At 48.1% G+C, this 25,983-nt stretch carries 27 protein-coding genes; 5 read left to right on the plus strand and 22 right to left on the minus strand.

Features of this window, described 5'->3' with window-relative positions:
- Window positions 1-109: 109 nt before the first annotated feature.
- Complete coding sequence (locus LAJLEIBI_RS14075) at window positions 110-529, minus strand: Hsp20/alpha crystallin family protein (RefSeq protein ID WP_006442791.1); 420 nt, start codon at window positions 527-529, stop codon at window positions 110-112.
- 202 nt (window positions 530-731) lie between these two features.
- On the opposite strand from LAJLEIBI_RS14075, the gene LAJLEIBI_RS14080 reads away from it, so the two are divergent.
- Window positions 732-1,349: a TetR/AcrR family transcriptional regulator gene (locus LAJLEIBI_RS14080; RefSeq protein WP_040434912.1), complete on the plus strand. Its 618-nt coding sequence runs from the start codon at window positions 732-734 to the stop codon at window positions 1,347-1,349.
- A complete protein-coding gene (locus LAJLEIBI_RS14085; protein ID WP_006442793.1) occupies window positions 1,349-2,089 on the plus strand; it encodes a CPBP family intramembrane glutamic endopeptidase in 741 nt (246 codons plus the stop codon). Before LAJLEIBI_RS14080 ends, LAJLEIBI_RS14085 begins: the two co-directional genes overlap by 1 nt.
- Window positions 2,090-2,194: 105 nt before the next feature.
- Here the strand turns inward: LAJLEIBI_RS14085 and LAJLEIBI_RS14090 are convergent, their stop codons facing one another.
- From LAJLEIBI_RS14090 to LAJLEIBI_RS14160, 15 genes are all read right to left on the minus strand, one after another.
- Window positions 2,195-3,124 (minus strand): DMT family transporter, encoded by a 930-nt coding sequence (locus LAJLEIBI_RS14090; protein ID WP_006442794.1) that lies wholly within the window; start codon window positions 3,122-3,124, stop codon window positions 2,195-2,197.
- A 23-nt stretch (window positions 3,125-3,147) separates the two neighbouring features.
- Window positions 3,148-4,032 (minus strand): proline iminopeptidase, encoded by an 885-nt coding sequence (gene pepI / locus LAJLEIBI_RS14095; RefSeq protein ID WP_040434914.1) that lies wholly within the window; start codon window positions 4,030-4,032, stop codon window positions 3,148-3,150.
- Window positions 4,033-4,143: 111 nt separating this feature from the next.
- Complete coding sequence (locus tag LAJLEIBI_RS14100; protein WP_006442796.1) at window positions 4,144-5,958, minus strand: sensor domain-containing diguanylate cyclase; 1,815 nt, start codon at window positions 5,956-5,958, stop codon at window positions 4,144-4,146.
- Window positions 5,959-6,003: 45 nt separating this feature from the next.
- Complete coding sequence (locus LAJLEIBI_RS14105) at window positions 6,004-6,924, minus strand: DMT family transporter (RefSeq protein ID WP_149301926.1); 921 nt, start codon at window positions 6,922-6,924, stop codon at window positions 6,004-6,006.
- A 100-nt stretch (window positions 6,925-7,024) separates the two neighbouring features.
- Window positions 7,025-9,511, minus strand: a complete 2,487-nt coding sequence (locus LAJLEIBI_RS14110; protein WP_006442798.1) for an ABC transporter permease — start codon at window positions 9,509-9,511, stop codon at window positions 7,025-7,027.
- A complete protein-coding gene (locus LAJLEIBI_RS14115) occupies window positions 9,512-10,180 on the minus strand; it encodes an ABC transporter ATP-binding protein (RefSeq protein ID WP_006442799.1) in 669 nt (222 codons plus the stop codon).
- A 115-nt stretch (window positions 10,181-10,295) separates the two neighbouring features.
- Entirely contained in the window at window positions 10,296-11,381 is a 1,086-nt protein-coding gene (locus tag LAJLEIBI_RS14120; RefSeq protein WP_147570471.1) for a sensor histidine kinase, read from the minus strand.
- Window positions 11,354-12,046: a response regulator transcription factor gene (locus LAJLEIBI_RS14125; protein ID WP_006442801.1), complete on the minus strand. Its 693-nt coding sequence runs from the start codon at window positions 12,044-12,046 to the stop codon at window positions 11,354-11,356. The genes LAJLEIBI_RS14120 and LAJLEIBI_RS14125 overlap by 28 nt, the downstream gene beginning before the upstream one ends.
- A 40-nt stretch (window positions 12,047-12,086) precedes the next feature.
- Entirely contained in the window at window positions 12,087-13,397 is a 1,311-nt protein-coding gene (locus LAJLEIBI_RS14130) for a sensor histidine kinase (RefSeq protein ID WP_006442802.1), read from the minus strand.
- An 11-nt stretch (window positions 13,398-13,408) separates the two neighbouring features.
- Window positions 13,409-14,083 carry a winged helix-turn-helix domain-containing protein gene (locus tag LAJLEIBI_RS14135; RefSeq protein ID WP_006442803.1) on the minus strand — a complete coding sequence of 225 codons (675 nt, stop codon included), beginning with the start codon at window positions 14,081-14,083 and terminating at the stop codon, window positions 13,409-13,411.
- 21 nt (window positions 14,084-14,104) lie between these two features.
- Window positions 14,105-14,758: a phosphate signaling complex protein PhoU gene (gene phoU, locus LAJLEIBI_RS14140; protein WP_006442804.1), complete on the minus strand. Its 654-nt coding sequence runs from the start codon at window positions 14,756-14,758 to the stop codon at window positions 14,105-14,107.
- Between the two features lies 1 nt (window position 14,759).
- Window positions 14,760-15,509 carry a phosphate ABC transporter ATP-binding protein PstB gene (gene pstB, locus LAJLEIBI_RS14145; protein ID WP_006442805.1) on the minus strand — a complete coding sequence of 250 codons (750 nt, stop codon included), beginning with the start codon at window positions 15,507-15,509 and terminating at the stop codon, window positions 14,760-14,762.
- A gap of 75 nt (window positions 15,510-15,584) precedes the next feature.
- On the minus strand, window positions 15,585-16,448 hold the full coding sequence (gene pstA, locus LAJLEIBI_RS14150; protein WP_006442806.1) for a phosphate ABC transporter permease PstA: 864 nt from the start codon (window positions 16,446-16,448) through the stop codon (window positions 15,585-15,587).
- Window positions 16,441-17,334, minus strand: coding sequence for a phosphate ABC transporter permease subunit PstC (gene pstC / locus LAJLEIBI_RS14155; RefSeq protein ID WP_006442807.1), 894 nt, complete (start codon window positions 17,332-17,334; stop codon window positions 16,441-16,443). Before pstC ends, pstA begins: the two co-directional genes overlap by 8 nt.
- Entirely contained in the window at window positions 17,335-18,261 is a 927-nt protein-coding gene (locus LAJLEIBI_RS14160; protein ID WP_006442808.1) for a substrate-binding domain-containing protein, read from the minus strand.
- A 225-nt stretch (window positions 18,262-18,486) separates the two neighbouring features.
- On the opposite strand from LAJLEIBI_RS14160, the gene LAJLEIBI_RS14165 reads away from it, so the two are divergent.
- Together LAJLEIBI_RS14165 and LAJLEIBI_RS14170 are read left to right on the plus strand one after the other, a co-directional pair.
- Window positions 18,487-19,089 carry a TetR/AcrR family transcriptional regulator gene (locus LAJLEIBI_RS14165; protein WP_006442809.1) on the plus strand — a complete coding sequence of 201 codons (603 nt, stop codon included), beginning with the start codon at window positions 18,487-18,489 and terminating at the stop codon, window positions 19,087-19,089.
- Window positions 19,089-19,853 carry a nucleoside phosphorylase gene (locus LAJLEIBI_RS14170; RefSeq protein WP_006442810.1) on the plus strand — a complete coding sequence of 255 codons (765 nt, stop codon included), beginning with the start codon at window positions 19,089-19,091 and terminating at the stop codon, window positions 19,851-19,853. The genes LAJLEIBI_RS14165 and LAJLEIBI_RS14170 overlap by 1 nt, the downstream gene beginning before the upstream one ends.
- A 52-nt stretch (window positions 19,854-19,905) precedes the next feature.
- Here LAJLEIBI_RS14170 and LAJLEIBI_RS14175 read toward each other — a convergent pair whose 3' ends face one another.
- The 6 genes from LAJLEIBI_RS14175 to LAJLEIBI_RS14200 all read right to left on the minus strand — a co-directional run bounded on the left by LAJLEIBI_RS14175 (window position 19,906) and on the right by LAJLEIBI_RS14200 (window position 24,598).
- Window positions 19,906-20,415 carry a GNAT family N-acetyltransferase gene (locus LAJLEIBI_RS14175; RefSeq protein ID WP_006442811.1) on the minus strand — a complete coding sequence of 170 codons (510 nt, stop codon included), beginning with the start codon at window positions 20,413-20,415 and terminating at the stop codon, window positions 19,906-19,908.
- Between the two features lie 2 nt (window positions 20,416-20,417).
- Window positions 20,418-20,876 (minus strand): hypothetical protein, encoded by a 459-nt coding sequence (locus tag LAJLEIBI_RS14180; protein ID WP_006442812.1) that lies wholly within the window; start codon window positions 20,874-20,876, stop codon window positions 20,418-20,420.
- A 103-nt stretch (window positions 20,877-20,979) separates the two neighbouring features.
- On the minus strand, window positions 20,980-21,864 hold the full coding sequence (locus tag LAJLEIBI_RS14185) for a YitT family protein (protein WP_006442813.1): 885 nt from the start codon (window positions 21,862-21,864) through the stop codon (window positions 20,980-20,982).
- A 118-nt stretch (window positions 21,865-21,982) separates the two neighbouring features.
- Window positions 21,983-22,690 (minus strand): GTP pyrophosphokinase, encoded by a 708-nt coding sequence (locus LAJLEIBI_RS14190; RefSeq protein ID WP_006442814.1) that lies wholly within the window; start codon window positions 22,688-22,690, stop codon window positions 21,983-21,985.
- Window positions 22,691-22,810: 120 nt separating this feature from the next.
- The gene (locus LAJLEIBI_RS14195) at window positions 22,811-23,335 is read right to left on the minus strand and encodes a cob(I)yrinic acid a,c-diamide adenosyltransferase (RefSeq protein ID WP_006442815.1); all 525 of its coding nucleotides are present in this window, start codon (window positions 23,333-23,335) and stop codon (window positions 22,811-22,813) included.
- Window positions 23,336-23,533: 198 nt separating this feature from the next.
- Window positions 23,534-24,598, minus strand: coding sequence for a PTS sugar transporter subunit IIC (locus LAJLEIBI_RS14200; protein ID WP_040434918.1), 1,065 nt, complete (start codon window positions 24,596-24,598; stop codon window positions 23,534-23,536).
- 276 nt (window positions 24,599-24,874) lie between these two features.
- On the opposite strand from LAJLEIBI_RS14200, the gene LAJLEIBI_RS14205 reads away from it, so the two are divergent.
- The gene (locus LAJLEIBI_RS14205) at window positions 24,875-25,969 is read left to right on the plus strand and encodes a KamA family radical SAM protein (protein WP_040434920.1); all 1,095 of its coding nucleotides are present in this window, start codon (window positions 24,875-24,877) and stop codon (window positions 25,967-25,969) included.
- Window positions 25,970-25,983: the final 14 nt, after the last annotated feature.

The following is a 25,983-nucleotide window of genomic DNA, read 5'->3' on the forward strand; positions in this document are numbered from 1 at the left end:
GATATAATGAAGAACCGCCAGAACCGGCATCTGCCGGAACTGGCGGTTCTTCATTATGGACTTTTTACAGCCCCTTTTTACATAATTGTCGGATGAGACCGAAAAACCGTTATCCTTCTATCGCAATATATTTGTCTTCTTCAACCTTCGGCTGACTCTCCTCCTTCGGTACAAGAAGTGTCAGCGTCCCGTCCTCAAATTTTGCTTTGATGTCTTCTTCGCGGACTGCCTCCCCGACATAAAAGCTTCTGCTGCATGATCCGCTCATGCGTTCCCTGCGGATATATCTGCCTTTCTCGTCCTTCTCATCATTGCTTCTGTCTGTGGCAGCGCTTATGGTAAGATAACCATTCTTCAGCGAGGCCTTTACATCTTCCTTTTTGAATCCGGGAAGATCCATCGTCAGCTCATATTTTCCGTCAGCCTCTTTTACATCTGTCCGCATCATGCTGTCAGAAGCGATCCTCTTCATCGGAAAATCCCAGAAATCATCAAAAACTCTTTCTCCAAAAATTCTCGGCATCAACATAGGTCATCTCTCCTTTTTATGATAATTGTTTTATTTGTTCTATATGTAATATAACACTTGATTTTTAATATGTCAACGTTTTTCTGCAATTTATGAAGAAATTTTTATACACGAGCTAACTTTATTGACACGATGTAAGATAAGATATATAATCTATATGACTAAATTATATTATTTGGTCATATAACAAGGAGAGATGATAATGCCAAAGTTCAGCGAAACTGAAAAAGAAATAATAAAGAAAAAAATGCTGCAGGAGGGTGAAAGATTATTTACATCATTCGGTATAAAGAAAGTGTCTATCGATGAAATCGTAAATGCTAGTGGAATAGCTAAAGGTTCTTTCTACTCATTCTATCCGAACAAAGAATCCCTTTACATGGATATCGCTGGAAATCTTCAAAAAAAGATGTGGTCGGAACTGGAAGGGTTTTTAAATAAAAATAGGTCTCTGCCTCCCAGAATACTCTGCAAGAAGTGTTTTCTTTGTATGTTTAACGGATTACAAAAATATCCCATGCTGAAACGAGCTGACAGTGAAACAGCAGAATATCTATTTCGCAAGTTACCACGCGAAGTAATGGAAGCTCATTCAAAAGATGATCGTCTTGAAATAATTAAATTGCAGGAATATGGTATCCACTTTAACTGCAGTATTGAGATTGCGGCAAAAATATTACAGACATTGGCAATTAGTTTTCTAAATCTGCAAAATGATGATACTGATGATCAACAGGTTATTATGGAGGTTATCCTGGATGGTGTATTAAAAGAAATTGTCTGTGAAGAACACGATGCCAGTCAAACGGAGGTACTTTAATGAAAAATAACGAACCTGAGACTATATCATTACCAAAGTCATTTTGTATATTTATGATCGCAGGAATACAATTTTATGTTGTTATTAAAATTATTGTCCCCTGGTTATCCCGTTGTTTAAATACAACAGAATATATAGTATGGATGTTTGCAGGAACATTTTTACTTTTTATCCCGATATTTTCTACCGCATTTCTATTATTGAAAAAGGATGGATATGCGATGGATCATAAGACAATTAAAAGAGCACTTAATTTACATAAATTAAGCAAAAAAGACTGTCTATGGATTATAACAGGTTTAATAATTGCAGGATTATTATGTTGTATCATTATTCTTTTATTTATGGGTTTCTCGAACTCTTTTACAGTAGAAAGTCTATATAGTATTTCTCCCATTGCTGTGTCACCTTTGCATGGAAATGAATTATGGTATGCAGTTTTTCTTCCTGTGTTCTTTTTCTTCAATTATGCAGGGGAAGAAATACTATGGCGGGGATACATTTTACCACGACAGTTAAATTCTAATTATGGAAAGTATGCCATACTCATAAATGCTTTGTTTCATTGCGTTTACCATTTTGTTTTTGGAATAAAGCCATTGATTATAATGTTTCCCATGCTCATACTTATGCCCCTTATCGTTTCAAAGACTAAGAATACTTGGACATCAATTATTATACATACTTTAATAGGAGCACCGACCCAGGTCATGATTATTTTAGGGGTGCTTGGAAATTAAATATCAGCATTTTATCATAAAAAGACAGGTACCGCATCCGGATATTGACGCTCTCCGGTCATCGGCACCTGCCTTATCGGCGGCAGAGTCTTTCTCTGCCTCCTATTATTTGGAATTGATATTTAAAATAAACAACGTGGACAGCACAAGCACAAAACCTGCTACATCTATCATGCGGAAGGTCGTTCCGAGGAAGACCGCGGCCAGCACCGTCGCCGCCACAGGCTCCACGCTGGAGAGCAGCCCTGCGTATACAGAACCGACACTTTTCAGCGAAGACAGGTAAAAGCAGAACGGGAATATCGTTCCCAATATGACAATAGACAAAAATGCTGCCACTACCGCCCCGTCAATATGTACGTAAAGCCTCCATGGCCTCGTCACTGCCGTCAGCACAAGTCCGCCGATGATCATGGCCCAGGCACATACCATTTCTGCCGGGTATTTCTTCAGCAGCGGTCCGGGAAGCACACCGTAGAAACAAGTAGTCAGCGCCACCAGCAGCCCGAGCAGAATACCTTTCGGCGACACGGACAGGGCATGGATATTCCCGTGGGTCACCACAAGAAAAATACCTGCCAGAGAGCACAGTACAGCCGTGATCTCTTTTGCTTTCGGCATCACCTTATAGATCACCGCAAAATATATGATGAGCATAGCCGGATTCAAATACTGGAATATAGTGGCCGTCCCCGCATTTGTCTCCTGCACCGCCGCAAAAAATGTATACTGCATCCCCATCATACCAAGTATGGAAAAGACGATCTGGCGGACGCCGTCGCTTCTCTCCTTCCATACCACGGGACTCTGCTTCTTAAAAAGTACGGCATACAGAAACAGAAGGACCCCTGCCATGACAAGGCGGTACGGCACGAGCCATTCCGACGTCACTCCCTTGTCTTCAAACAGAAACTGCGCTATAGGGCTTGAAGCGCCCCAAAGAAGTCCTGCCATAAAGGCTGCAAAAAATCCTTTTTTCCTCTGTACATCCTGCTCTTTTTTATCGTCTGCTGTTGTTATAACTTCCCCACTCATCTTCTTTCATTCCCAATTATTTATTAGTCGTTGGCATTGAGCCATTCCTTCATCAATTCTACATATCTGTCATTGTCCTCAACAAAGCACATATGGCGGCAGAACTGGAACAGCTCCCATCTGGAATTCGGGATCCTGTCATACATATACTTCGCAATGTACGGCGTACACAGATCATTTCCTCCATTGATGACAAGCGCCGGCTCTTTGATATCTTTCAGCTGCTCTGTCACATCGTAATCCTTAAGCGTCCCCATCGGTGTAAATTCATTTGGTCCCCAGCCAATCACATAGGCTTCTCCGCCTTTCTGTACGGGACGTCTCAGACATTCCGGAGAATCGTCCGTCACGGCGCCTGCTGCATGGCGCAGCATGTATTCATTTTCAGCCGCGGCATAGACCGGGTCGCTGTAGTCTCCGGATGAAGTCGCTTTCTCGATCGCATCCTGCATCTCCTGCGGAAGCTCCTTGATCATGCGGTGCTGCTCTACTCCCCACATCCAGGATGCCGGAAGTGTACTTGACAGTATGAGACTTTTAAGTCCGGACGGTTTGTGGTTGCACACGTAATCAAGCAGAAGCATGCCTCCCCATGACTGGCCGAGCAAATGTATCTCATCAAGTCCCAGGTGTTCTCTGAGCGCGGCAAGTTCTTCGATCCACGTCTCGGCCGTCCACAGATCCGGGCGGTTTTCGACGTAGGACTCGCCGCATCCAATCTGGTCATACATCACAAGCTCTCGTCCGTCTTCCTCTGCCAGCCGGTCCAGCACCTCAAAATAGTTATGCGTAGAACCCGGTCCTCCATGAAGCAGAACCAATGGTTTCTTACTGCCAGTCTTCTTTCCTGTGATCCGGTAATACGTCTTGTACTCCTTAAATGGCATATAGCCTTCTCTGATTTCCATCTCTAGAAAAACCTCCTTGCCGCTTACTGCGGATAATATTGTCATCCCGCACACCCCTATGCGGATAACTGCATAATAATTATATCGAACTCCCGGGCCAATGTACAGAGGTTATTGTACAAACCAGGAATTCTTTCCCCGGTCCTTGGCCTTATACATGGCTTCGTCCGCACGTTTCAGACAGTCTTTAAACGTACTTCCCTCCCCGCATCTTACGATTCCCACGCTGCACGTAAAATGCAGGTCCGGCGCCTCATCAAGCGTGATCGCGGCCACCTTATGAACGACATCGGCCGCCCGTCCGTCGATGACATCCCGGGTCATTCTTCCGGGCACAAACGCGAAAAACTCGTCTCCCCCGTACCGTCCAATTATATCCTTTGCTCTGAAACATGTCTTCAGAACTTCCCCGACCTTACGTATACTTTCATCCCCGGCCAGATGTCCGTATTTGTCATTGATATCTTTAAAGTTATCCAGGTCGATCAAAAACAGGCAGCCGCCCTGACTCTGCTGTATATACTCCTGCACCTGTTCCTTGAACGCCCCTCTGTTGAGCAGTCCGGACAGGTTATCCCGCTCTGCCTTGCGCACAAGCGCCATCTCTTTTTTCTTTTCACCAGAGATATCCGTGACTTTGATGACAAGACGCCTCTCTCTTTTTGCTCCGATCGTTATAATATCCAGTCTGCACCATATATACGTCCCGTCTTTTGTCTTAAGCCTTACTTCATACTGGGCGGTTTCCCCTTCCTTTGGATGCCCCGCCAGTATCTTATCCAGCACCTGATGATCACCGGAATAAACAAGACCTGAATCAAAGATATATTTTTTAAATTCCGTGATCACCGTCTGTTCTACCGCCAGCAGCCTCGAAATATTGGACGTACATTTGAGCGTGTCCCGCCTGCGGTCATACTCGCACAGTATCGTGTCGCTGAAATTGGCCAGAAGCGCCGTCCGCTTGCGCTCAAACCGGTGCTCCTTATTACTGTGGTAGACAATGCCGGCAACGAGAAGAAGGATCACCGCCGCCAGCCCGATAAGCAGCGCCGTCATCTTTTTTCCGTTGTCTTCAAGCGTCACTACATACTCGTTCATATCTGCCGAGTAAAACACATTCAGGATGATCCAGCCATTGTATGGAAGAAAGCTGTAAGATACATATACCGGCTCTTTCCCTTTCATGAATATCATGACTTTCTGCTTCTTCTCTTTAATATTTTCTTTCAGTTCTCTGACCTGATCCGGACTGCCGCCTATGTTCTCCAGGCTGTCATACATATTGACATATGGCCCCCGCTCTTCTGACAGATTTTCCGTAAACGCATTTGTGCCGTCCTCGTACATGAGAAAGCTTTCCGTATCTGTCCGCATGAATCCGGTCTGGCTGGAATACAGCAGCGTATCGCTGCTGATCAGCCCTCTGATAAAGCCTTCCGCCTTCCCGTCCACAAATATCGGCTCCGCAATTCCGTAGTAAAGTGCAGTTCCATTCTCGTTTTCAGAAGGAAAGATATCTGAGACAACAGATTCCCCTTTTTTCAGCTGCTCTATCATTTTCAGGTCATTCTCAGACATGACCGATGTGTCTATGCTGTCGAACCGGTAATACCGCACTCCCTCTGCCTGAATATCCTCATTTTTGCTCACCGCGTTAAAATAATCTTTCAGGTCCTGCGTCCCCCCACCTGACTCTTCCCGCTGCTGTACCATCTCAGCTATTGTTTTTAATGTAGTCCTCACATTCTCTACCCGTGCAGTGACTTCCACATTCTGGCTGTCAGAGTACGCTTTTATGTTCTGCGCCGCCAGTTTGTCAAACGCCTGGTTCGTCCATGACTGATATCTCTGGAAGATGACCGTTACGCCCGCGCAGCAAAGCACGGCACAGATTATACTGACTACGATGTTCCTTTTTTTCATGAAAACACTTCCCCGGGTTCCCGTACAGGCGAACCATTTTTTTCATTATACACTTCTTCGTCCCTGTCTTGCAAATACACTTTCCGCCAGAATGCACACGAGTATCACCGCCGCTCCTATATATCCTCTCACCGTCAGCAGTTCCCCCAGGATGAGAAACGAAAAGACTGCCGTGGCAACCGGCTGTGACGTCTGCAGCATTGACACTGTCTGGGAGGATATCTTTGCCACCGCCGTGTTCTGGAGCAGATAGGCAATACAGGTACACCCGATGGCAAGATAGGCTACAACGCCCCACGCGGCCGGCGTCACACTGTCCACATGCAGTTCTTCCAGACCGGCCGCAAGAGCGAGGCTGATAACTGCCGTAAGACCGGCCTGGGCCGCTGATACCGTACAGGCGCTCATACCCGCCAGCGATTTCTCGCCATACACGAGCGCCCCCGCCACTGCAGCCGCGGTGATCAGAGCGAACGCCTCTCCTTTCCCGAAGACAAATCCCTCCTCCCCGCAGCAGAGCAGGTACAGCCCGGCCACCACGGCCGCCTGTACCGGGATATGCTTCCACTCATACTTTGTCTTCAGAACAACTCTTGCAAGTACAGGCGCAAGGACCACCGGGAGAGACATCAAAAACCCCACGTTAGTAGCTGTTGTCCACTTGAGCGCCAGATTGACGGATATGTATGCCGCCGCCATACAGAGACTGGCCGGCAGGCAATCCATGATCCTTGCGCTTTTTAACTCCCGTATGATCTTCTTTCCAAAGAACAGCATGAGCACAAAAAAGGCCAGCGAAAAACGCAGAGCAAGGCACCAGTACACGGAGATGCTCTCAAACGCGATCTTCGTTACCGGGTTTCCGATGCCATATAATACACTCTGCAAAAAAATAAACATGATATAAACCGATTTGTTCTCTTTCATCATTCCCCCCGCTTGCCGACAACAGTTTATTATCCACATTATAATACAGCAGACGTATGAATACAAATGGGAAGAACAAATCGTTGCTGCAGAAGGAGCCGGGATCAGACAAGATTGTCTGATCCCGGCTCCTTCCCGATCACTCCGCAAACCTTACGCGGTCAATAAGACTCTGTTTCTTAAAACTATTGTTCACCATATACGTTATAAGGATCTGTACCACGAGTATGATGGCGGCCAGAACAACTACCGGAACAACCGGGTACTCATAAGTTCTGATGGACATTATGCTTTCTGCCCTGGCCCAGAGAAAGCAGCCGTATCCGGCGATGCTTCCGGCTCCGACAGACAGAAGGAGTGTTCCCGCTGTGTAAAACAGTCCTTCCAGCTGCAGCATACGCACCGTCTGCTTTCCCGACAGGCCGACCGCCTGGAGGACTCCGAGCTCGCGTCGTCTTATATAGACGCTGTTGATCATCGTATTGACAAGATTCAGTATACCGATCAGACCGAACACGAACATGAGGCCATAACAGCCGTAAAGCATGAAGCCGATACTTTTCTCTGACTGCGCGTATGCGTCCTTCCACGTATCCATCTGAAGGAACTCCTGGCCGTCTGTGAGTTGTTTCACTGCTTCTGCCACGCTGCCGGCTTTCCCCTTTTCCGTGAAAATGTAAAAGTCGTCTGTCACATCATTTTCACATATGTCCTCCAGCACGGAAGACGGAAGGATAAATCCGTTTCCCGTAAGGCCGTAAGGGGCATCTGTGACAGCTGCGATTTTAAATTCCCTTTTGACCACTTCGTCTCCGTCCTCTATGAGCAGATGCACTTTATCCCCTGTTTTCCAGTCAGCTCCGGGATATGATTTCACATATCCGCCGCTCAGTATTATGCCGGTGCCGTCCTTCAGACTGTCATCCGCAAGGGAGCCTTCTGTCACATATCTGTCCAGCTCCTTCATCGCCTCCTCGCTCAGACCGCCGAGACCTGTTTCAAGAGGTCTTCCATCATCTTCCCTGAGTTCCTCCAGGGCAGCGCTGACGCCCGTATATGTCTCTATCCGATCTACTCCGTCTATAGATGCTATCTGCTCTTTCAATTCCTCTGTCAGCGGATTATTTTTCTGGATATTGCTGAGCTCTCTCTCCGGGTGCATCTTATTGCCGCTTTCACTGTTGAGTGTTATATGAATGTCTCCCCGCGTCGTATCCATGGCCATTGTTTTCGGGTTCATACAACTCAGTATCGTGGCCACGACTACGAAAAGGATTCCGGTGATCCCAAGCGTGACGATCGTCACGACGGTACGTCTTTTGTTTCTCCCCAGGTTTGACGCGGTGAGTCTGCGGATATTCATCTCTTCATATCCTCTTCGCTGCTTTTTCTTTTTCTCCTTGTCTGTACCCTGGAAGCGGATGGCCTCGATGGCAGATATTTTAGCGGCCTTCTGCATGGGACGCAGCAGGGAGATATATACGGACACGCAAGAGACAGCCGCCGCCAGGAGAAGGATCCATGGCTTGACGAGCGAGACGCCGCCGTCTGCTATGATCTTCTTCATCTCTTCTGCCATTAGATTATCTGAGGCAAGGTCTGAACTTACCATTCCGTTCACAAGCAGTATTCCCACACCAAGGCCGAGCATCAGTCCGATAGGGACCGCCGCTGCCGCCACTGTGAATCCTTCCCGGAATACAAGCTGTCTTATCTGTCGTTTTGTGGAGCCTATTGCTTTTAGTTTGCCGTACTCCTGCACTTTGTTCATCATGGACACATAGTATATGCTGTAAATGGTAAGGATCCCCGCAAGGACGATGATCACCATCAGTATGACCATGCCTGCGTACATGGCCGGGTCAACGTAATTGGCAAACAGATATTCCCCGTTTTCTACAATGTCCGTTTCACCGATATTGTAGCTCTTTCCTATCTCTTTTATATTGTCTTTTATGGCATCGGTCGTCTTTCCCTTTGCGCCGGCAACGGAGAAGTATACTCTGTACCGGTGTTCTCCTGCCGGGATGATCTCTTCTGCAAATTTATCTGAGATAAGAGAGGAATATATGTTTTTTTCCACTGCTTCCTCTGAGTCTTCTGTCATCCCCGTTATCGTAAATTCCTTTTCGGCTGCCTGGCCGAGTCCGTCTGCCATGACCGGCTGGTACGGAACTGTGATCTTGTCTCCGATCCCTCCTTTTAGACCCATCACTTTCAAAAGTCCTTCGGACACGACGATCTCATCTGCCCTCCTGGGCAGCTCTCCTTCTTTGAGCTTCAGTCGGTTCAGTTTCACCGTATTCCTGTCACAGTAGACCATGGAAATGCTTGCGTCGGTGTCATCGCATACCATGTATGCGGCGTCTTCTCTCAGACCTGTATCGGTCATCCGGGCGTCACCGGTCATCTTCTGCGCCGCCTTTTCATCCACATCTCGGAACATCCCGTGAAAAGTGGGATACAGGTTATCTACTGCCGTGAACCGAAGGTCAACTGAGCCGAACACAACGGTCGGGACAATGGTGAGCAGCATGGCGGTCAGCGCGATCGCCGCGCCGATCAATATATTTCTGCTCCGGTTTTTCTTAAAGTTGGCAAATGCTGTCTTCGTTATAATGTTCATCTACTTCACCACCCTGCCGTCAGCGATGATGATCACCCGGTCGGCCATCTGGGCGATCGTCTCATCATGCGTTATCATAACGAGTGTCTGTCCGTATTTATTTACACAGTTTTTCATCATCGATATAACTTCCATCTCCGTCCTGGAATCCAGGTTGCCGGTCGGCTCATCCGCCAGGATAATGGCCGGTTTTGACGCCAGTGCGCGCGCAATGGCAACCCGCTGTTTCTGCCCTCCGGACAGTGTGTTTGGAAGTGAATGGAGCTTCTGCTCCATCCCGATGCTTTTGACAATGTCCATCACGAATTCCTGATTTACCTTCTTGCCGTCAAGACCGATAGGAAGCACGATATTCTCCCACACATTCAGAGCCGGCATCAGATTGTAGTCCTGGAATATAAATCCGATCTTCCGCCTTCTGAACACGGCAAGCTGTTCGTCCTTCAGCGCAAAGATATCCCTTCCTTCAATATATACTTTGCCGGAATCCGGACGGTCCAGGCCTCCAAGCATATGAAGGAGTGTACTTTTCCCGGATCCTGACCGTCCTACTATGGCGGTGAACTCTCCGCCCTGTACGCTCAGATCGGTATGGTCGATCGCCCTGACCACATTCTCTCCCTCTCCGTAATATTTTACCAGATCTTCTGTCTCTAATATCGCTCTCATAATAGAACTTCCTCCTGTCTTTTTGTCAGCCCCGGCGTATGCCGGTACTTACTGCTCTGTAAATATCATAATACAGGAGTCTTACGGGAACCTTTCAGGAAACATAACAGTTTTGTTATTCTTGAACGTATGACTTCTTCGGCAGTGTCATCTGGAACACTGTCCCGCCGGCTTTCCCCGCGACAGCTCTTATGCTTCCTCCCTGCTCTTCCAAGATCTGTCTGACAAGATATAAGCCGACGCCGGCTCCTTCACAGGCTTCGATCTCCGGCCTGCTGCCACGGTAGAATCTTCTGAAGATATTCTGATACTCTTCCTTTGCGATTCCGATCCCTTCATCTTCTATCTCTACAAACACGTATGATATCTGAGGAGACACCCTGATATGTACCGTGGTGCCTTCCGGTGAATATTTGACCGCATTGTCCAGCACATTCGCAAAGGCCTCTGCCGTCCATTTTTTATCGTGGGGAAGCATCATATCTTTAAAGTCTTCCATCTCTATCTCTATATTTTTCATGTTCGCCTTGAGATATACACCGTTCACCGCACGCACAAGTGTTTCTTTGAGGCTTGCCTCCCCGGGATGTATCTGTATCATTCCCGCTTCCATTCTCGAAAGATTTGTCAGCGTCTCGGTCAGATACTTTAGCTTCTTTATCTCCCCTGCCCCCCTGGCCGCGAACTCTGCGCGCTCCGCGTCTGTTATCCGGGCGTCTTCCATCAGCTCAAAACACATGGAAAGCGCTGCCACCGGCGTCTTCAGCTGATGAGAGATATCCGTAACGAGCGTCTTTGTATTTTCTTTCTCTTCAATGAGACCGGACCTTAATGTGCCAAACGCATTGCCCATCCGCTCCAGCTGCTCTGTGATCTGGGAGCGGATCCCTGTCCGCATATATTCTGTCTCCGTCCGGTATTCATAATTTCCCTCTTCAAACTGCTCCAGATAATCGGCGATATGGACGTAGTTGCGGTATTCTTTTCTGTATCTTACGTACTGCCATATTCCGTCTGCCGAAAGCGCGGCGAGAAGAAACTGCCAAAAGAACCGGAAGCCGGGATCACAAATATACAACACGGCAAAAAACGTCAGTATCATCCCGGCGCTTATGAGCAGGCTGAGACGAAGTTCTTTCTCAAGCCAGATATATCCCCGCTCCCTGCGCTCCATTACTTTCTCAATACGTCTGTCGTCCATAAATATCCGATTCCCCTTATATTTTTTATATATTCCGTTTCACTGTCCCCGCCGAGCTTTTTCTTAAGCCTGCTTATATTCACAGGTACCGTATTATCATCCACAAACTGGCCGTCCACGTCCCAGACAGCCTCCAGGATCTGTTCCTTTGAGATGATCTGTCTGGGATGTTCCATAAAATATGCCAGCAGCTGCATCTCTTTCTTACTGAGCGGTGTTTCCTCTCCCTTTATAAATACCTTCATTTCCTTGCAGTCCAGAGTAAGGTCTGGCGCCGTCAGCACGGTTCCTTCTCCGCCGGTATGTTCTCTTCTTCGCATAAATGCGTTTACCTTTGATATAAGGACCATAAGGCTGAACGGCTTCGTGATATAGTCGTCCGCGCCTGTATCATAGCCGTTTACAATGTCTACCTCCTGGTCGAGCGCAGTAAGAAAGAGAATGAAAACATCACTGACTCTGCGTATTTCCCTGCAGAAATCAAGTCCGTTTCCATCCTCCAGTGTAATGTCGCTGATGATAAGGTCTGTCTTGTTCTCATCAAACAGCCTGCGCGCCTCCCTGGAACCGGAGGCGCACAGCACATCATATCCTTCTTTCTCAAGCTTCAGGCTGATGCCCCTGCGCAGGCTTTCATCATCCTCCAGCAATAATATTGTACCCATACAAAACACTCCTTCATTTATGCAGAAGCTTTCCCCGCGGCTAAAACGTCAGCTCCATCTTCGTTCCTTTCCCCGGCTCGCTTTCCACGCGGATGTCCGCTCCATGTATCATCGCGCCGTGCTTTACGATAGACAGGCCGAGACCGGTGCCGCCGCTCTCCTTTGAGTGGCTTTTGTCGACCCGGTAAAACCGTTCAAAAATACGCTCCTGCTCCTCCTTCGGAATGCCGATCCCGGTATCCGTCACGATAACCTTCCGGCCTTTCAGTGTGCTTCCCACCCAGACGGATACAGAGCCGCCCCTCCGGTTGTATTTTACAGCATTTTCACAGATGTTGTAGATCATCTCATCCAGTATCTGCCGGATCCCCCGGTACACGACCGGTTCCCCTGTAACTTCTATATGAACATTTCGCGAGGATGCCTGCGGGGAGAGCCTGCTGCAGATCTCCCTCGTGAGCTCATACAGATCGACTTCTTCCTTTTCCATCTCCACCTTGCCTTCATCGAGCCTGGAGAGCTTGATGATATCCTCCACAAGTGTGATGAGGCGGCTTGCCTCATTATATATCCGTTCGGAAAAAACCACAATATCTTCCGGCTTCACCAGACCATTTTTCATGATCTCCGCATATCCGGATATGGACGTCAGCGGTGTCTTCAGCTCATGGGATACATTGGCGGAAAACTCTTTTCTCATATTCGCAACGGCATCTTTTTCTTTGTTCTGTCTGTCAATACTTTCCAGCAACGGTCTCAGCTCCTCATACACTTCATTTTCAAGCGGATGCTCCAGATTCAGCTCATTTACGGGGCGGATCAGCCTGGATACCTGCCATTTGGAGAGCATCCACGCGACGAACAGCATGACGGCCGCAAGTCCTCCCATGATGGGCAGCACCTGTACAGCCATGTAAAATGCATTGTCTATTGTCTTAGATACTCTGAGGACTGTCCCGTCCGGCAGACGCAGCGCATAATAAAACATTTCTTTGCCGAGTGTATCCGACCGGCGGATATCCTGGCCGCTTCCATTGCTCAGCGCCTCTTTTACTTCCGGTCTGTTCTTATGATTCTTAAGCGTGTAGTCATCTTCCCTGGAATCGTACAGGACGTCCCCGCTGTCGTCTATGAGTGTCACGCGGGTGTTCTCTCTGACTGCGTCCATCTCTTCCAGATATGCGGTGCCGGCTGTTTTGACCGCCGCCCGGATATAGTCTGCCTCCTGTCTTGTCTCATCCTCGAGCAGATCTACTGTCTGGCGGTACACGACCGCGGTCATCGCCGCGTAGGATATGAGCAGTGTGGTAAATATGACAAGAATCATGCTCTTCTGTATTCGTGTTCTCATACAACGGTCTCCTATTCACACATTTTGTAGCCTACGCCCCGCACAGTCTCTATTTTTTCTCCGCACGCGCCCAGTTTCTGACGCAGTGTCCTCACATGCACATCCACGGTCCGGGTCTCTCCGTCAAAATCATAGCCCCATATATCCTCCAGGAGCTGGTCTCTTGTCAGCACAATATTCGGGTTGCGCATGAGCCGCTTCAGAAGTTCATATTCTTTCAGGGTAAGGTTTACTGTGCTGCCGGAGGCCCGCACTTCATGCTTCCTGATATCTATCTCGATATTGCCGAGCGCGATCTTATCTTCCCGCTTATAGTCGTCTTTCGCCGTCCTTCTGAGTACCGCCTTGACTCTTGACACAAGTTCCATCATTCCAAACGGCTTTGTGACATAATCGTCCGCGCCGGAGTCAAGTCCCATCACTTTGTCGTATTCCGCTCCTTTGGCAGTCACCATGATCACCGGTATCTCTCTCGTCTTGACGGAAGATTTCAGCCTCTTCAAAAGCTCCATCCCATCTTCGCCCGGCAGCATGATATCAAGCAGAATAAGCTCCGGCGTCTCAAGCGCCAGAGCCTCCAGAAACTCTCTTCCGTCTTCAAATCCGCGCGCTTTCATGCCTGTACTTTCCAACGTATATACTACCAGCTCACGGATGTTGCTGTCATCTTCTACACAAAATATCATCTTGACACTCCTTCTGGTCTCTTATATCTTGCTTTCTTTGTGGATTCCTGTAATGGAAAATTCCACCCATTCCGCGATATTTGTGGCATGGTCCGCGATCCGCTCCAGATACTTTGCCACCATAATAAGGTCAATTGCTTTCTTTCCCTTGTCTCCTTTATTTTCGGCGATAAAGTCGATCAGCTCCTGCTTGTTTTCCACAAACATCATATCTACCGCATCGTCAGCTTCCACTACCTTGCGCGACAGTTCCAGATCTTTTCTGACATATGCCGATACACTGTCCCTCACCATTCTGGCCGCAGCTTCAGACATCTGGCCGATCTTTGGTATCTCCGTGGCCTCCGACATTTTCTCGGATATGATGATCTCCGCTATGTCAGATGCCTGGTCACCGATCCGTTCCATATCCGTGATCATCTTAAGCGCCGCGGAGATCTGTCTTAGATCCTTCGCAACGGGCTGCTGCTGGAGCAGCAGTTTCAGACAGAGCCGTTCAATGTCCTTTTCCATCTGGTCGATCTCCTCATCCGCACGGATGACGTCCCGCGCTTTTGAGACGCTTCCTTCCTGAAGCGCTGCCGTTGCCCTGTTGATCGCTATCTCACACAATTCTCCCATATGGGTCAGCTGTTCTTTTAACAAGTCAAGCTGCATGTCAAATTTGTTACGCATTCTATCCAAACCTCCCTGTAATATAGTCTTCTGTGCGTTTATCGGACGGTATGGAGAACAATTTCTCCGTGTCGTTGTACTCGATCACCTCGCCGAGCAGGAAAAACGCGGTATTGTCAGATACACGGACAGCCTGCTGCATATTGTGCGTTACCATGACAATAGTATAATCTTTTTTCAGTTCCGTCGCAAGGTCTTCGATCTTGGATGTGGAGATCGGGTCAAGCGCCGATGTCGGCTCATCCATGAGAAGCACTTCCGGCTGCACCGCCAGCGCCCGGGCGATGCACAGACGCTGCTGCTGCCCGCCCGACATGCCGAGCGCGCTTTTTTTCAGTCTGTCCTTACATTCATCCCAGATAGCCGCGTCCCGCAGTGACTTTTCCACAATATCGTCCAGTTTTGACTTCGAGCGGATCCCATGGGTCCTCGGCCCGAAGGCGATGTTGTCGTATATGCTCATCGGAAACGGATTCGGCTTTTGAAATACCATTCCCACACGCTTTCTGAGAAGGTTCACATCCATATCCTTAAAGACATTCTGCCCGTCCAGAAGGATATCTCCTTCGATCCTGCAGCCCTCCACCAGATCATTCATCCTGTTGATAGATTTAAGAAGTGTGGATTTGCCGCAGCCGGACGGGCCGATAAATGCAGTGATCTTATTCTTTTCGATCTCCAGGTTCACATTCTTGAGCGCATGGAAATCATCGTAGAATAACTCCAGATTCTTAATACTTAATTTTCCCATTTTTATATACAATTCCTTTCTATTTCAAAGGGGGTCAGACCCCTCTGCACGCAGGGGTCTGACCCCTTTCAAAATTTACGCTTTTGTCAGTCTTTTTGCCACTATGCCTGACAATGTGTTGATGCCTACCACGAGCACGAGCAGTATCACTGCCGTCGCGTATGCCTGGTTCATGTACAGTCCTTCATTCGCCAGATTATACATGTGGACTGCCAGTGTCCTTCCTGATCCCATCACACTTGACGGAACATCTGCCACGGATCCTGCTGTATATATGAGCGCCGCAGTCTCTCCGACAATGCGGCCCACTGCAAGGATAACGCCTGCCAGTATCCCGGGAACCGCGGAAGGCAGTACGATGCGGAACACGGTCCGCAGTTTTCCTGCCCCGAGGCCGAAGCTTCCTTCCCGGTAAGAATCGGGGACGGATCTAAGCGCCTCTTCCGTCGTGCGCATGATGAGCGGCAGTATCATGATCGCCAGTGTAAATGCCCCGGCAAGCAGGGAGAATCCCCATTCGCACGTAGTCACAAAAAAGAGCATTCCGAACAGTCCGTAGACGATGGACGGTATTCCGGACAATGTCTCTGTTGTCAGTCTGATCATCTCTACAAACCGGTTTCCCCTGCCTGCATATTCCACGAGAAATATGGCGGAGAAGATCCCAAACGGGACTGCAATGAGCAGAGACAGCAGTGTCATTACGACTGTATTGATAAGCGCCGGCATCAGCGATGCGTTTTCCGACGTATATGTAAATGAAAACAGCGACGGTGTGATATACGGCACGCCCCGGATCAATATATAGGCGATCAGAAATATGAGCACTGTAAATGTCAGTATGGCAGAAAGCATGACGAGCAGCATAACGAGGAAAGAACCCGGTCTCCTTCTGTACGCCCCCAGCTTCTGCTTAAGTGTTGTCTGGTTACTACTCATGACTTCCCCTCCTGTTCAGTAAAGCGACGCAGAAATTGATAAGCAGGATAAACACGAACAATACCACGCCTGTCGCGATGAGCGATTCCCGGTGAAGGTCCGCGGCGTATCCCATCTCAAGCACGATGTTGGCCGTCAGCGTCCGGATCCCGCGGAAGATTCCGGACGGCATTCTCGCCTGGTTGCCGGCTACCATGATGACTGCCATTGTCTCCCCGATCGCGCGTCCGACGCCGAGGACGACGCCTGCCACCACGCCGGATCTGGCTGCCGGCAGGATAACCCGGAAAATGGCCCGCTCATGTGTGGCGCCAAGGGCCACCGCTCCCTCATAATAATGGTCGGGGACGGCCCGTATCGCCGACTCTGTCACTCCGATGATCGTAGGGAGTATCATCATGCCAAGCAGAAGTGATGCGGTCAGAATACTGTTTCCATTTCCGCTTGAAGAGATCAGTCCCATACTCTTCAGCGTTCTTCCAAATTCCCGTATCCACGGTACAAGGACTACCAGGCCGAAGAACCCGTACACAACAGACGGGATCCCAGCCAGAAGTTCCGTTGCGGACTTGAGAGGCTTGTAGATCTTTTTCGGGCAGTATTTTGCCATGAATACAGAGGTCAGTATTCCGATCGGAACACCAAATAAAATTGCTCCGGCAGTGACATACAGACTTCCGATTATCATCGGAAATATGCCGTATATATTATTTTTGGGGCGCCACATCTCGCCTGACAGAAATTTAAAGAATCCGATCTCCTTCATTGCAGGGACTCCATTTGCAAACAGGAAAATACAAATGAGAGCTACCGCCAGCACTGATGCGCAGGCGGCAATGAAGAACACTCCCCGCATGAAATTTTCTTTCCATGCCTTTGATTTCATTTATTCGATTACCTCATCCCATGTAAGAGCTTCGCCTGTGTAGATTGATTTCACCTGATCGCTGCTCAGCTCATCTACTGTACTGTTGTTGTTTACGATCACTGCGATACCGTCCGTTGCGATAACCTGGGCATTGAGGCCTTTCGAGATCTCCGTATCTTTCAGTTCCCTGGATGCCATACCGATGTCATAGCTTCCGTCGACCGCTGATGTCATGCCTGTGGTGGAGTCTGTCGTCTGAAGTTCAATCTCTGCGTTTGCGTTGACTGCGTTATATGCTTCGATCAACTTCTCCATGACCGGTGATACAGAGGAGGAGCCGCCTGCTACTGCCTTTCCGCTCGGAGATGTGCCTTCAAACGGCTTAACGTCGTCCAATGCAATATATCCGTTCTCTTCCACAACTTTCTGTCCTTCTTCGCTTAAAATAAAGTTGATGAAATCGGATGCCACTTCATTGTCCAGCCCCTCTTTTGTAGCGATGTTAAATGGTCTGGAAACTTTATAGTCGCCGCTCTTTACATTTTCTGCCGTCGCCTCTGCGCCGTCGATCTTGAGTGCTTTGACGCTGTCGTCAAGAGAGCCGAGTGATACATAGCCGATCGCGTAATCGTCTCCGGACACTGTTGTAAGCATAACGGATGTACTGTTTGTTATCTGGGCTTCTTCTGTCGTCATATCCACTTTTTCACCGTCTTTTTCTTCTTCGATCCCGAAAAGCTCAATGAAAGCTCCCCTCGTTCCCGAACCGTCTTCTCTTGACACGATCGTGATATCGCTGGCGGAATCCCAGTCTGAGGAAGCCTCTGTCTCATTTCCCGAATCTTTATTTGAGTCTGCTTTTTCATCACTGCTGCCGCATCCTGCCGCAAGCCCTGCGATCATTCCGACAACTGCCAATACTGCAATAAACTTTTTCATTTTCATAATCTCAATCTCCTTTAATTACTTCTAAAATGATTTGCTGCTATGTTTTCTTCACAAGTGCAATCATAAAGGAGCAATGTAAAATCTGAAATCAGTTCAATGTTAAATCTATGTAAAATCACCGAGATCCCACTTTTTCATGGCTTAAGAAGAGAATCCGCTTGACAAAGCGACATGAATGTCGCATAATATGATCAAAAGCGTCACAAGTGTCGCAAAGGAGGTATGCAGACCTTGAGTATAAAGGGAGATAAGACAAAAATGTATATTTGTTCCGAGGCATATAAGCTGTTTGCCGAAAAAGGGTTTAAAGAAGTAACGATGCAGGACATCTGCCGTAAAACAGATCTCAGCCGCGGAGGACTTTACCGGCATTATGAAAATACCGCCCAGATTTTTTCCGCTGTCATTTCCGGCATGATGGCAGAACAGGAGGATGAATTTTCCGAAAAGATCCACAGCAGTATGCCGGCCGCCCAGATCCTTGATGATGTGCTGAACCGTTATGAAGAGGAGATGCTAGACAGCGGTAATTCCCTCAGTGTTGCAATATATGAATATTTCAGCAGCCCCGGTATCTCTCAGTATGATGATTCTATTCTGCAGCAGTATCTGTACTCTAAAAAAATGTGGACGGAACTGATCACATATGGTATGCGCACCGGAGAATTCAAAATTGTGGATCCGGCGGCAGTCTTTGACCTGATCGTATTTTCCTATCAGGGGGTGCGGATGTACAGCAGATTAATGCCTGTTCACAGAGACATTCCCCGCGGGATCACAGGCCAGATCAGAAATCTATTATTATCAGAAAGTGAGATACGTTAATGAAAACAGTATTTTATGAAAGCAGAACATCCGCTCCCGCTTTGTTTGATCCTTCGGATACCACGAAACAAGCCGAGAATTTCCCCGAGGTATGTATCTCCACTTTTTCCAGGCAGATCATAGACAGATTCGCGGCTTTAGATCATGTAAAAGTCATTGCGGACCTGTACAGTGCCAACGGGATCAACCCTGTATACAAGCTGTCGTACGGCGGCAGGGAGATCGCATTTTACCTTTCCTTAGTCGGGGCGCCGGCGGCCGTATGCGGGCTGGAGGAAGTGATCGCTCTCGGCGGACGGAAATTCGTATTCTTCGGCTCCTGTGGTATTCTCGATGATGAAAAGGTAAATGGCAGGCTTATCGTTCCGTCTGCAGCTGTGAGGGAGGAAGGAACGAGCTACCACTATCTTGCCCCGGCCGCGGAAATTGAGCCGGCCGCGGAGGAAACGAAGCTTTTGAAAAACTGTCTGGAAAACTGCGGTTATCCGTATGTATCCGGTAAAATATGGACATCTGATGCCATTTACCGGGAGACAACAGATGCCATACAATATTACCGTGAGCTTGGCTGTCTCGGCGTTGATATGGAATATTCGGCGCTGCTCGCCGCAGCCGCATACAGGAACGTGCCATTCATCCAGTTCTTTTACGGCGCGGACAGCCTCGCCGGCGGGAAATGGCAGCCCCGGGATCTGACCGATTACGGCCTGAGTAATTCGGAAAAGTATATGGCGCTTGCTCTGGAATGCGGACTGGCGATGTGACAGGAAAAGCGGCAGATTCCTTTTTTTGAATCTGCCGCTTTTCCTGCCGCCCCTATATCATCATACCCATCACATATAGATCATAATACTTTCCGTCCAGCAAGGTGGCATTGCGCCTGCACCCTTCCACGATAAACCCGAACTTCATATACAGCTCAACTGCCTTTACATTATCGGCGCGGGTATCCAGGCTGATTCTTCTCGTAATGCCGTTTCCCTTCGCCCATTCTGTAAGCTGCCGGATCAATTCTGTACCTACGCCCTGCCCCTGATACTTTTTTGCTACTACGATCCCAAGTTCCCCGTCATGGCGGGCTTTGATCTTGTGCGAGGAACTGATCGTCGCGATTCCCACGATCTCCTCGCCATCCATGGCCAGAAGCATAATATTTGTCATATTGTCCTCAAGGCCGCGTATAGACTCTGCCTGCGCTTTCACGTCCATCGGATACTCGTCTTTTTCAAAACTCAAATAACTCGTCTCGCCTCCAACATAGTTGTAAAACGCAACAATCTTTTCCGCATCACTTTCCATTGCTCTTCGATAAGTAATCTTCACCATAATTATCTCCTTTCACATCTGTTTCTTGACATTGCCTGTTTTGCGGCAAATAACCCGTCAGCGCTTTTATCCGTCTCCTCCGCAGTTTCTTTCTCTTTATCCTCACCTGATCTGATGAGGACGATAAGCAGCACGAGCAGGCCTGTATACAGGATAGAATATAACTTGAATCCGTATAAAATCATGACGGCGGCCTCAAAAACGGCGGCGGTAACTGCCGCATACACTGTAAAAGAACTCCTCCACACCTCTCTGACACTTTTTATACCATAAACGCCGGTCACCAGGCCTACGGCCCCTTTCAGAAAATAAAGCAGATATCGGAGAACCTCCCGGAACATACCGCCCTCTTCGCTGACCGCCGAAATGACAGATAATATCCTTGCGCCGCCCCAGAGCATACAGCACACACTGTAAAAGAGTATCAGAACACTGACAAACCTTATAGCCCTCTTCCTCATACACATTATCCCCCTTTGCCTGTGGATAAGTTGTGGATATTCGTTGGGGACGGAGGTTTTTTAAAAAACCTCCGTCCCCAACGAACCTTCAACGTGTCCCCTTTTAAAGACGCTTCTCAAAATTTCCTTTTACGGCGCATCCTTCTGTAAATATCATGAACGCATCGGGATCTATGCTGTGTACGATCCTTTTTATCTGTCCTACTTCGTATTTTGATATCATTACGAAAAGTATATATGAAGTCTTGTTCGTGTACGCGCCTTCGCCGTCCCAGTTCGTCACGCCCCGGCCGGTCTGTTCGATAATCGCCTTGGATATGCCGAGCTTCTTGGTAAATATCATCACGCTGGTATTGATGTTCTGTATATGTACTCTGTCCAGCGCCATTGCAAGCACTGTCGTATAGATCAATGAGTAGATCACTATCTCGATATTGAACATAAACAGGCAGATCACGTACACGAGTACATTCATCATAATATTGATCCTGCCCACACTGAAGTTGGGATACTTCTTGGCACAGCAGAGGCCGATGATATCCTGTCCTCCGCCGGAGCTTCTTCCGCGCAGTACAAGTCCTGTGCCTGTACCCGCTATGAGGCCGCCGATAATACACGACGTAAGGAAATCGTCGATGATCGGAGCTGCCGGGATCGGCACAACGACTAGAAATATACTCTGTATCGTAACCGTGATCAACGTCTTTACGGCAAATTCTTTGCCGAGCACACGAAGCCCCATATAGAACAGCGGAATATTGATGATGAAGTAAATGACACCGGACATATCTATCCCTGAGGGCACCGGGAGCCTGCAGACTTCCACGAAGAAGGTCCGCAGCAGCTGAGCGATACCCATAAAGCCCCCGTTGTACAGTCCGAGGGGGACGATGATCAGATTCACACCCAATGCAAACAGCAGGCTTCCCATGACAGCATAGACCGCCTGTATCAGTAAATCTTTCTTGTTTTCCTTAAACCTGCCCATGGCAAAACCTCCTGTAATTTACTGCATATTCTCAAATAATCAAGACTCATTCTAGCACTTGCTTTAGTGATTTACAATAATAATCTAAAATATAACAAAAAAAGGCCTAAGCTCCCGCTCAGGCCTGTATCATACTGTCATTGTTCTTCCTGTTTTCAGTATCATTTTTTGTACGTTTATTAAACTCTTCCTGCTCTTCCAGGCACGCTTGTATTGCCTCATTCAGCGACAGCATCTTCTCGTCCAGAGTGGACACCATCTCCGCACATTCCCGCAGTTCCCTGCTGATGTAATCCGGCGCGTTCCCTTCAAATTTGTAATATATCTTATGCTCCAGACTTGCCCAGAAATCCATGGCAATTGTCCGGATCTGTATCTCTACTTTTGTATCTACTACACTGTCTGATAAAAAGATAGGAACAGACACGAGCATATGATAGCTTTTATACCCGCTTTCTTTTGGATTCTTAATATAATCCTTTATGGACAATACCTTAAGGTCACTCTGGTTTCCTATCATCTCCGCCAGCCGGTAGATGTCAGATGTAAAGGAACAGATCAATCTGACCCCCGCGATGTCGTTCACATATTTTACCATATTTTCAATGGATGTCTCATATCCATATCTTCTTAACTTTTTAACTATACTTTCGGGTGTTTTAACTCTTGTTTTAATATGTTCAATTGGGTTATACTGATGCACATGCTGAAACTCATCATTCAGAATCTCCAGCTTTGTTCCTACCTCTTTTAACGCCGAAGTGTACAAAAACATAATTGTCTTCCAACTGTCAACATCCTCGTAGTTTTTAATCGTTGCCGCCATGTTACTCCTCTCCTCTCACATGCGAAGAGTTATTTTCGTACATGGTTATTATATCATAATCTTTTTATATTGTCATAAACTTCACAGTTATTTAAGAAAGTGATTAAAATTACACACCGTCTAATATTCAATTCCTCCCCGCGCCATCTTCCCCTCGTCATAAGGATGTTTGACCTTGCGCATTTCAGTTGCATAATCCGCAAGTTCAAGCATACGCTCCGACACTTCATGGCCTGTCATAACGATCTCAAGCCCTCTCGGCTTATGCTCCAGAAAACGTATGAGCTTCTCCTCGCTCAGCACCCCAAGCTGCACAGCGCATAATATCTCGTCGAGGATAAGAACGTCAAACGGGCTGCAGAACTTCACTATCTCATCCAGCGCCTTTGTATTGTAATGCCTCAGCTCAGCCTTTTCGTCTCCGTTCATCTGGCTGACAAACTTTACATGCTCCCGCCCAGGCAGACATGTTATGTTTTCCGTCTTCTCCAGCACATTCCTTTCACTGGAAGAATTGTTCTTCAGAAATTGAAAGACAAGCACCTTAAGGCCAAATCCTGCCGCACGCACAGCCTGCCCCACCGCCGCTGTCGTCTTCCCTTTTCCGTTACCATAGTAAATGTGTATCCTTCCCGTTCCAGTCATAAGTCCTCCCTGTGCTTCCGTCACGTATCAATTCAGCTGCCAATATTATTATAATATCCACACACGCAAATGTATAGACGGTTTCACACTTTTATGCTTTTTCCCTTCGTCAGAACACACGAAGCCGCCTGTGAGATCTGTCCAAAATAAAAGAACAGCCGCGAATCACATGCGTGTGATCCACGGCCGGGTCCTTTTCTACAATTCAAGCTTCATATCTCCAAATCTTATCCACTGGCGCTTCCGCATGAACTCAGAAATCACAAGTGTCACAACTGCCGGCAGAATGATCTGGATGAGCAGTATTTTGATCATGACAATGGATGCGGCTTCGGTCTGGATCATCGTCTGCCACGTCATGATCTGCCCCACAAGCCCTGCCGTCCCCATTCCGGAACCTGTCGCGTTGCTCGTCATATGCAGCGCCATCGTGCCAACCGGACCGAGTATGGCGCTGGACAGGATGGCAGGCAGCCAGATAACCGGCCTGCGCACTATGTTAGGCACCTGGAGCATGGACGTCCCGATCCCCTGGGCCAGCAGACCTCCGATCTTGTTCTCCCGGTAACTGGCGACAGCAAAGCCTACCATGTTGCAGCAGCACCCGACGGTGGCTGCCCCGGCCGCAAGCCCCGACAGGTTCAGTATGATCCCGAGGGCCGCTGAACTGATCGGAAGAGTGAGTATCATACCCATCAGCACCGATACGACAATTCCCATCAGGAACGGCTGCTGTTCAGTTCCCCAGTTGATAAGAGAACCAAGCCATGCCATAAACCCGGATATGGGCGGTCCGAGCAGAAGGCCTACCGCCGAGCCTGTCCCTATTGAAACGATCGGCGTCACCAGAATATCCACCTTTGTCTTTCCTGACACAAGATGCCCAAATACGATTCCTATGTATGCGGCCACGAATGCTCCAAGCGGCTCACCAGGTCCCGCATAGACCATTGCGCCGTCCACGAGCACCGCACCCGCCAGAAGCTTGCCTGCAAATGCCCCGACCATACCGGCAGTCGCCGCAGACACGACCACAAGCGGACTCTCTTTGAATCTGTAGGCAACGGCAGCGCCGATTCCCGCGCCGGTCAGTGAGGCCGCCACCTTTCCGAGCGCATATATCATATCCCCCGCAGGGCCGCCTATGAGCGTACCGATCTGCTGGATGATCGTTCCGATGATCAGGGTGGCAAAAAGCCCCTGGGCCATTGCGCTCAGCCCGTCAATAAAAATCCGGTCAAGTACCTTCTTTAATTTTTCCATATCATTTTCTCCCATTCCCGCTCACAATGTAATTACATCTGTCTTGTCACTTGCAAAGTCTATCACAATACCGTGCTGAAATCAAGTATTGATTTCGGCACGGTATGATCGTCTGCGCTCTATAAATTTAATAATAGTTAATAATAATTTACTTTTTTTCTGTATTTCTCTCATGTTATACTAAATTATATGTTGCTATTTCAGACCGGCAGGCCACGTTCTCCTTCCGCCTTGCCGGCTCAGAATATCGACAGGGAATGGAGGTGCACTGACTATATGAACTGGCAGGATGAATTAAGACATAACATCACAACACTGGATGAATTGGCCGCATACATTCCCGGCATTGATACGGGCGACTGCAATGCGCGCAATATTCTGGAGAAATATCCGATGTCAGTACCCAGATATTATCTGTCATTGATCAATACAGACGATGAGGGTGACTGCATCCGCAAAATGAGTATTCCCTCTTTCTCAGAGATGGATATAACGGGTACTTTTGACACAAGCGGGGAATCATCCAACACAAAGCTTCGGGGACTGCAGCACAAGTATCCGCAGACTGTACTGCTCCTGTCTACAAACCGCTGTGCCATGTACTGCAGATACTGCTTCCGGAAACGTATGGTCGGAAGTCATACGGAAGAGATCGTGGAAGACATAGACAAGGCAGTTTCCTACATCGCGGAACATACGGAAATCAGCAATGTGCTCATCTCCGGCGGCGATTCATTTCTGCTTGACAATGCGGCCATAGAACATTATCTGTCCGCCTTATGCTCCATCGGCCATATCGACTACATACGCTTCGGCACTAAAGTTCCGGTCGTCTTTCCGCAGCGCATTACTGACGACAGAGAACTTCAGGACATCTTAAAAAAATATTGTACCAAAAAGCAGCTCTATGTCATGACACAGTTCAACCACCCTTCCGAGCTTACGGAACATGCAGTTAACGCCGTAAACTGTCTTAAGAGTCTTGGCCTTATTGTCAAGAACCAGACCGTCCTTCTGAAGGGGATCAATGATGATCCAGCGGTTCTTGCCGGGCTGATGAAGCAGTTTACAAAGATTGGCATACTTCCTTATTATGTGTTCCAGTGCCGGCCTGTAACAGGAGTAAAAAACCAGTTCCAGGTTCCGCTTCGGACAGGATACGATATTGTGGAACAGGCTAAAAGACTCCAGAACGGCAACGGAAAATGTTTCAGATACGCGCTCTCAAATCCGGACGGGAAAGTGGAGATCATCGGCAAAATGGATGACAGCCATATGATATTCAAATACCACCAGGCCAAAAATCCGGACAACATCGGCAGGATCTTTATAAAAGAAATAAGCGAGGACGCCTGCTGGGCGGAAGAATGATCAGCTGTTAAAAA

The sequence above is a fragment of the [Clostridium] hylemonae DSM 15053 genome, assembly GCF_008281175.1.
Taxonomy (GTDB): domain Bacteria; phylum Bacillota; class Clostridia; order Lachnospirales; family Lachnospiraceae; genus Extibacter; species Extibacter hylemonae.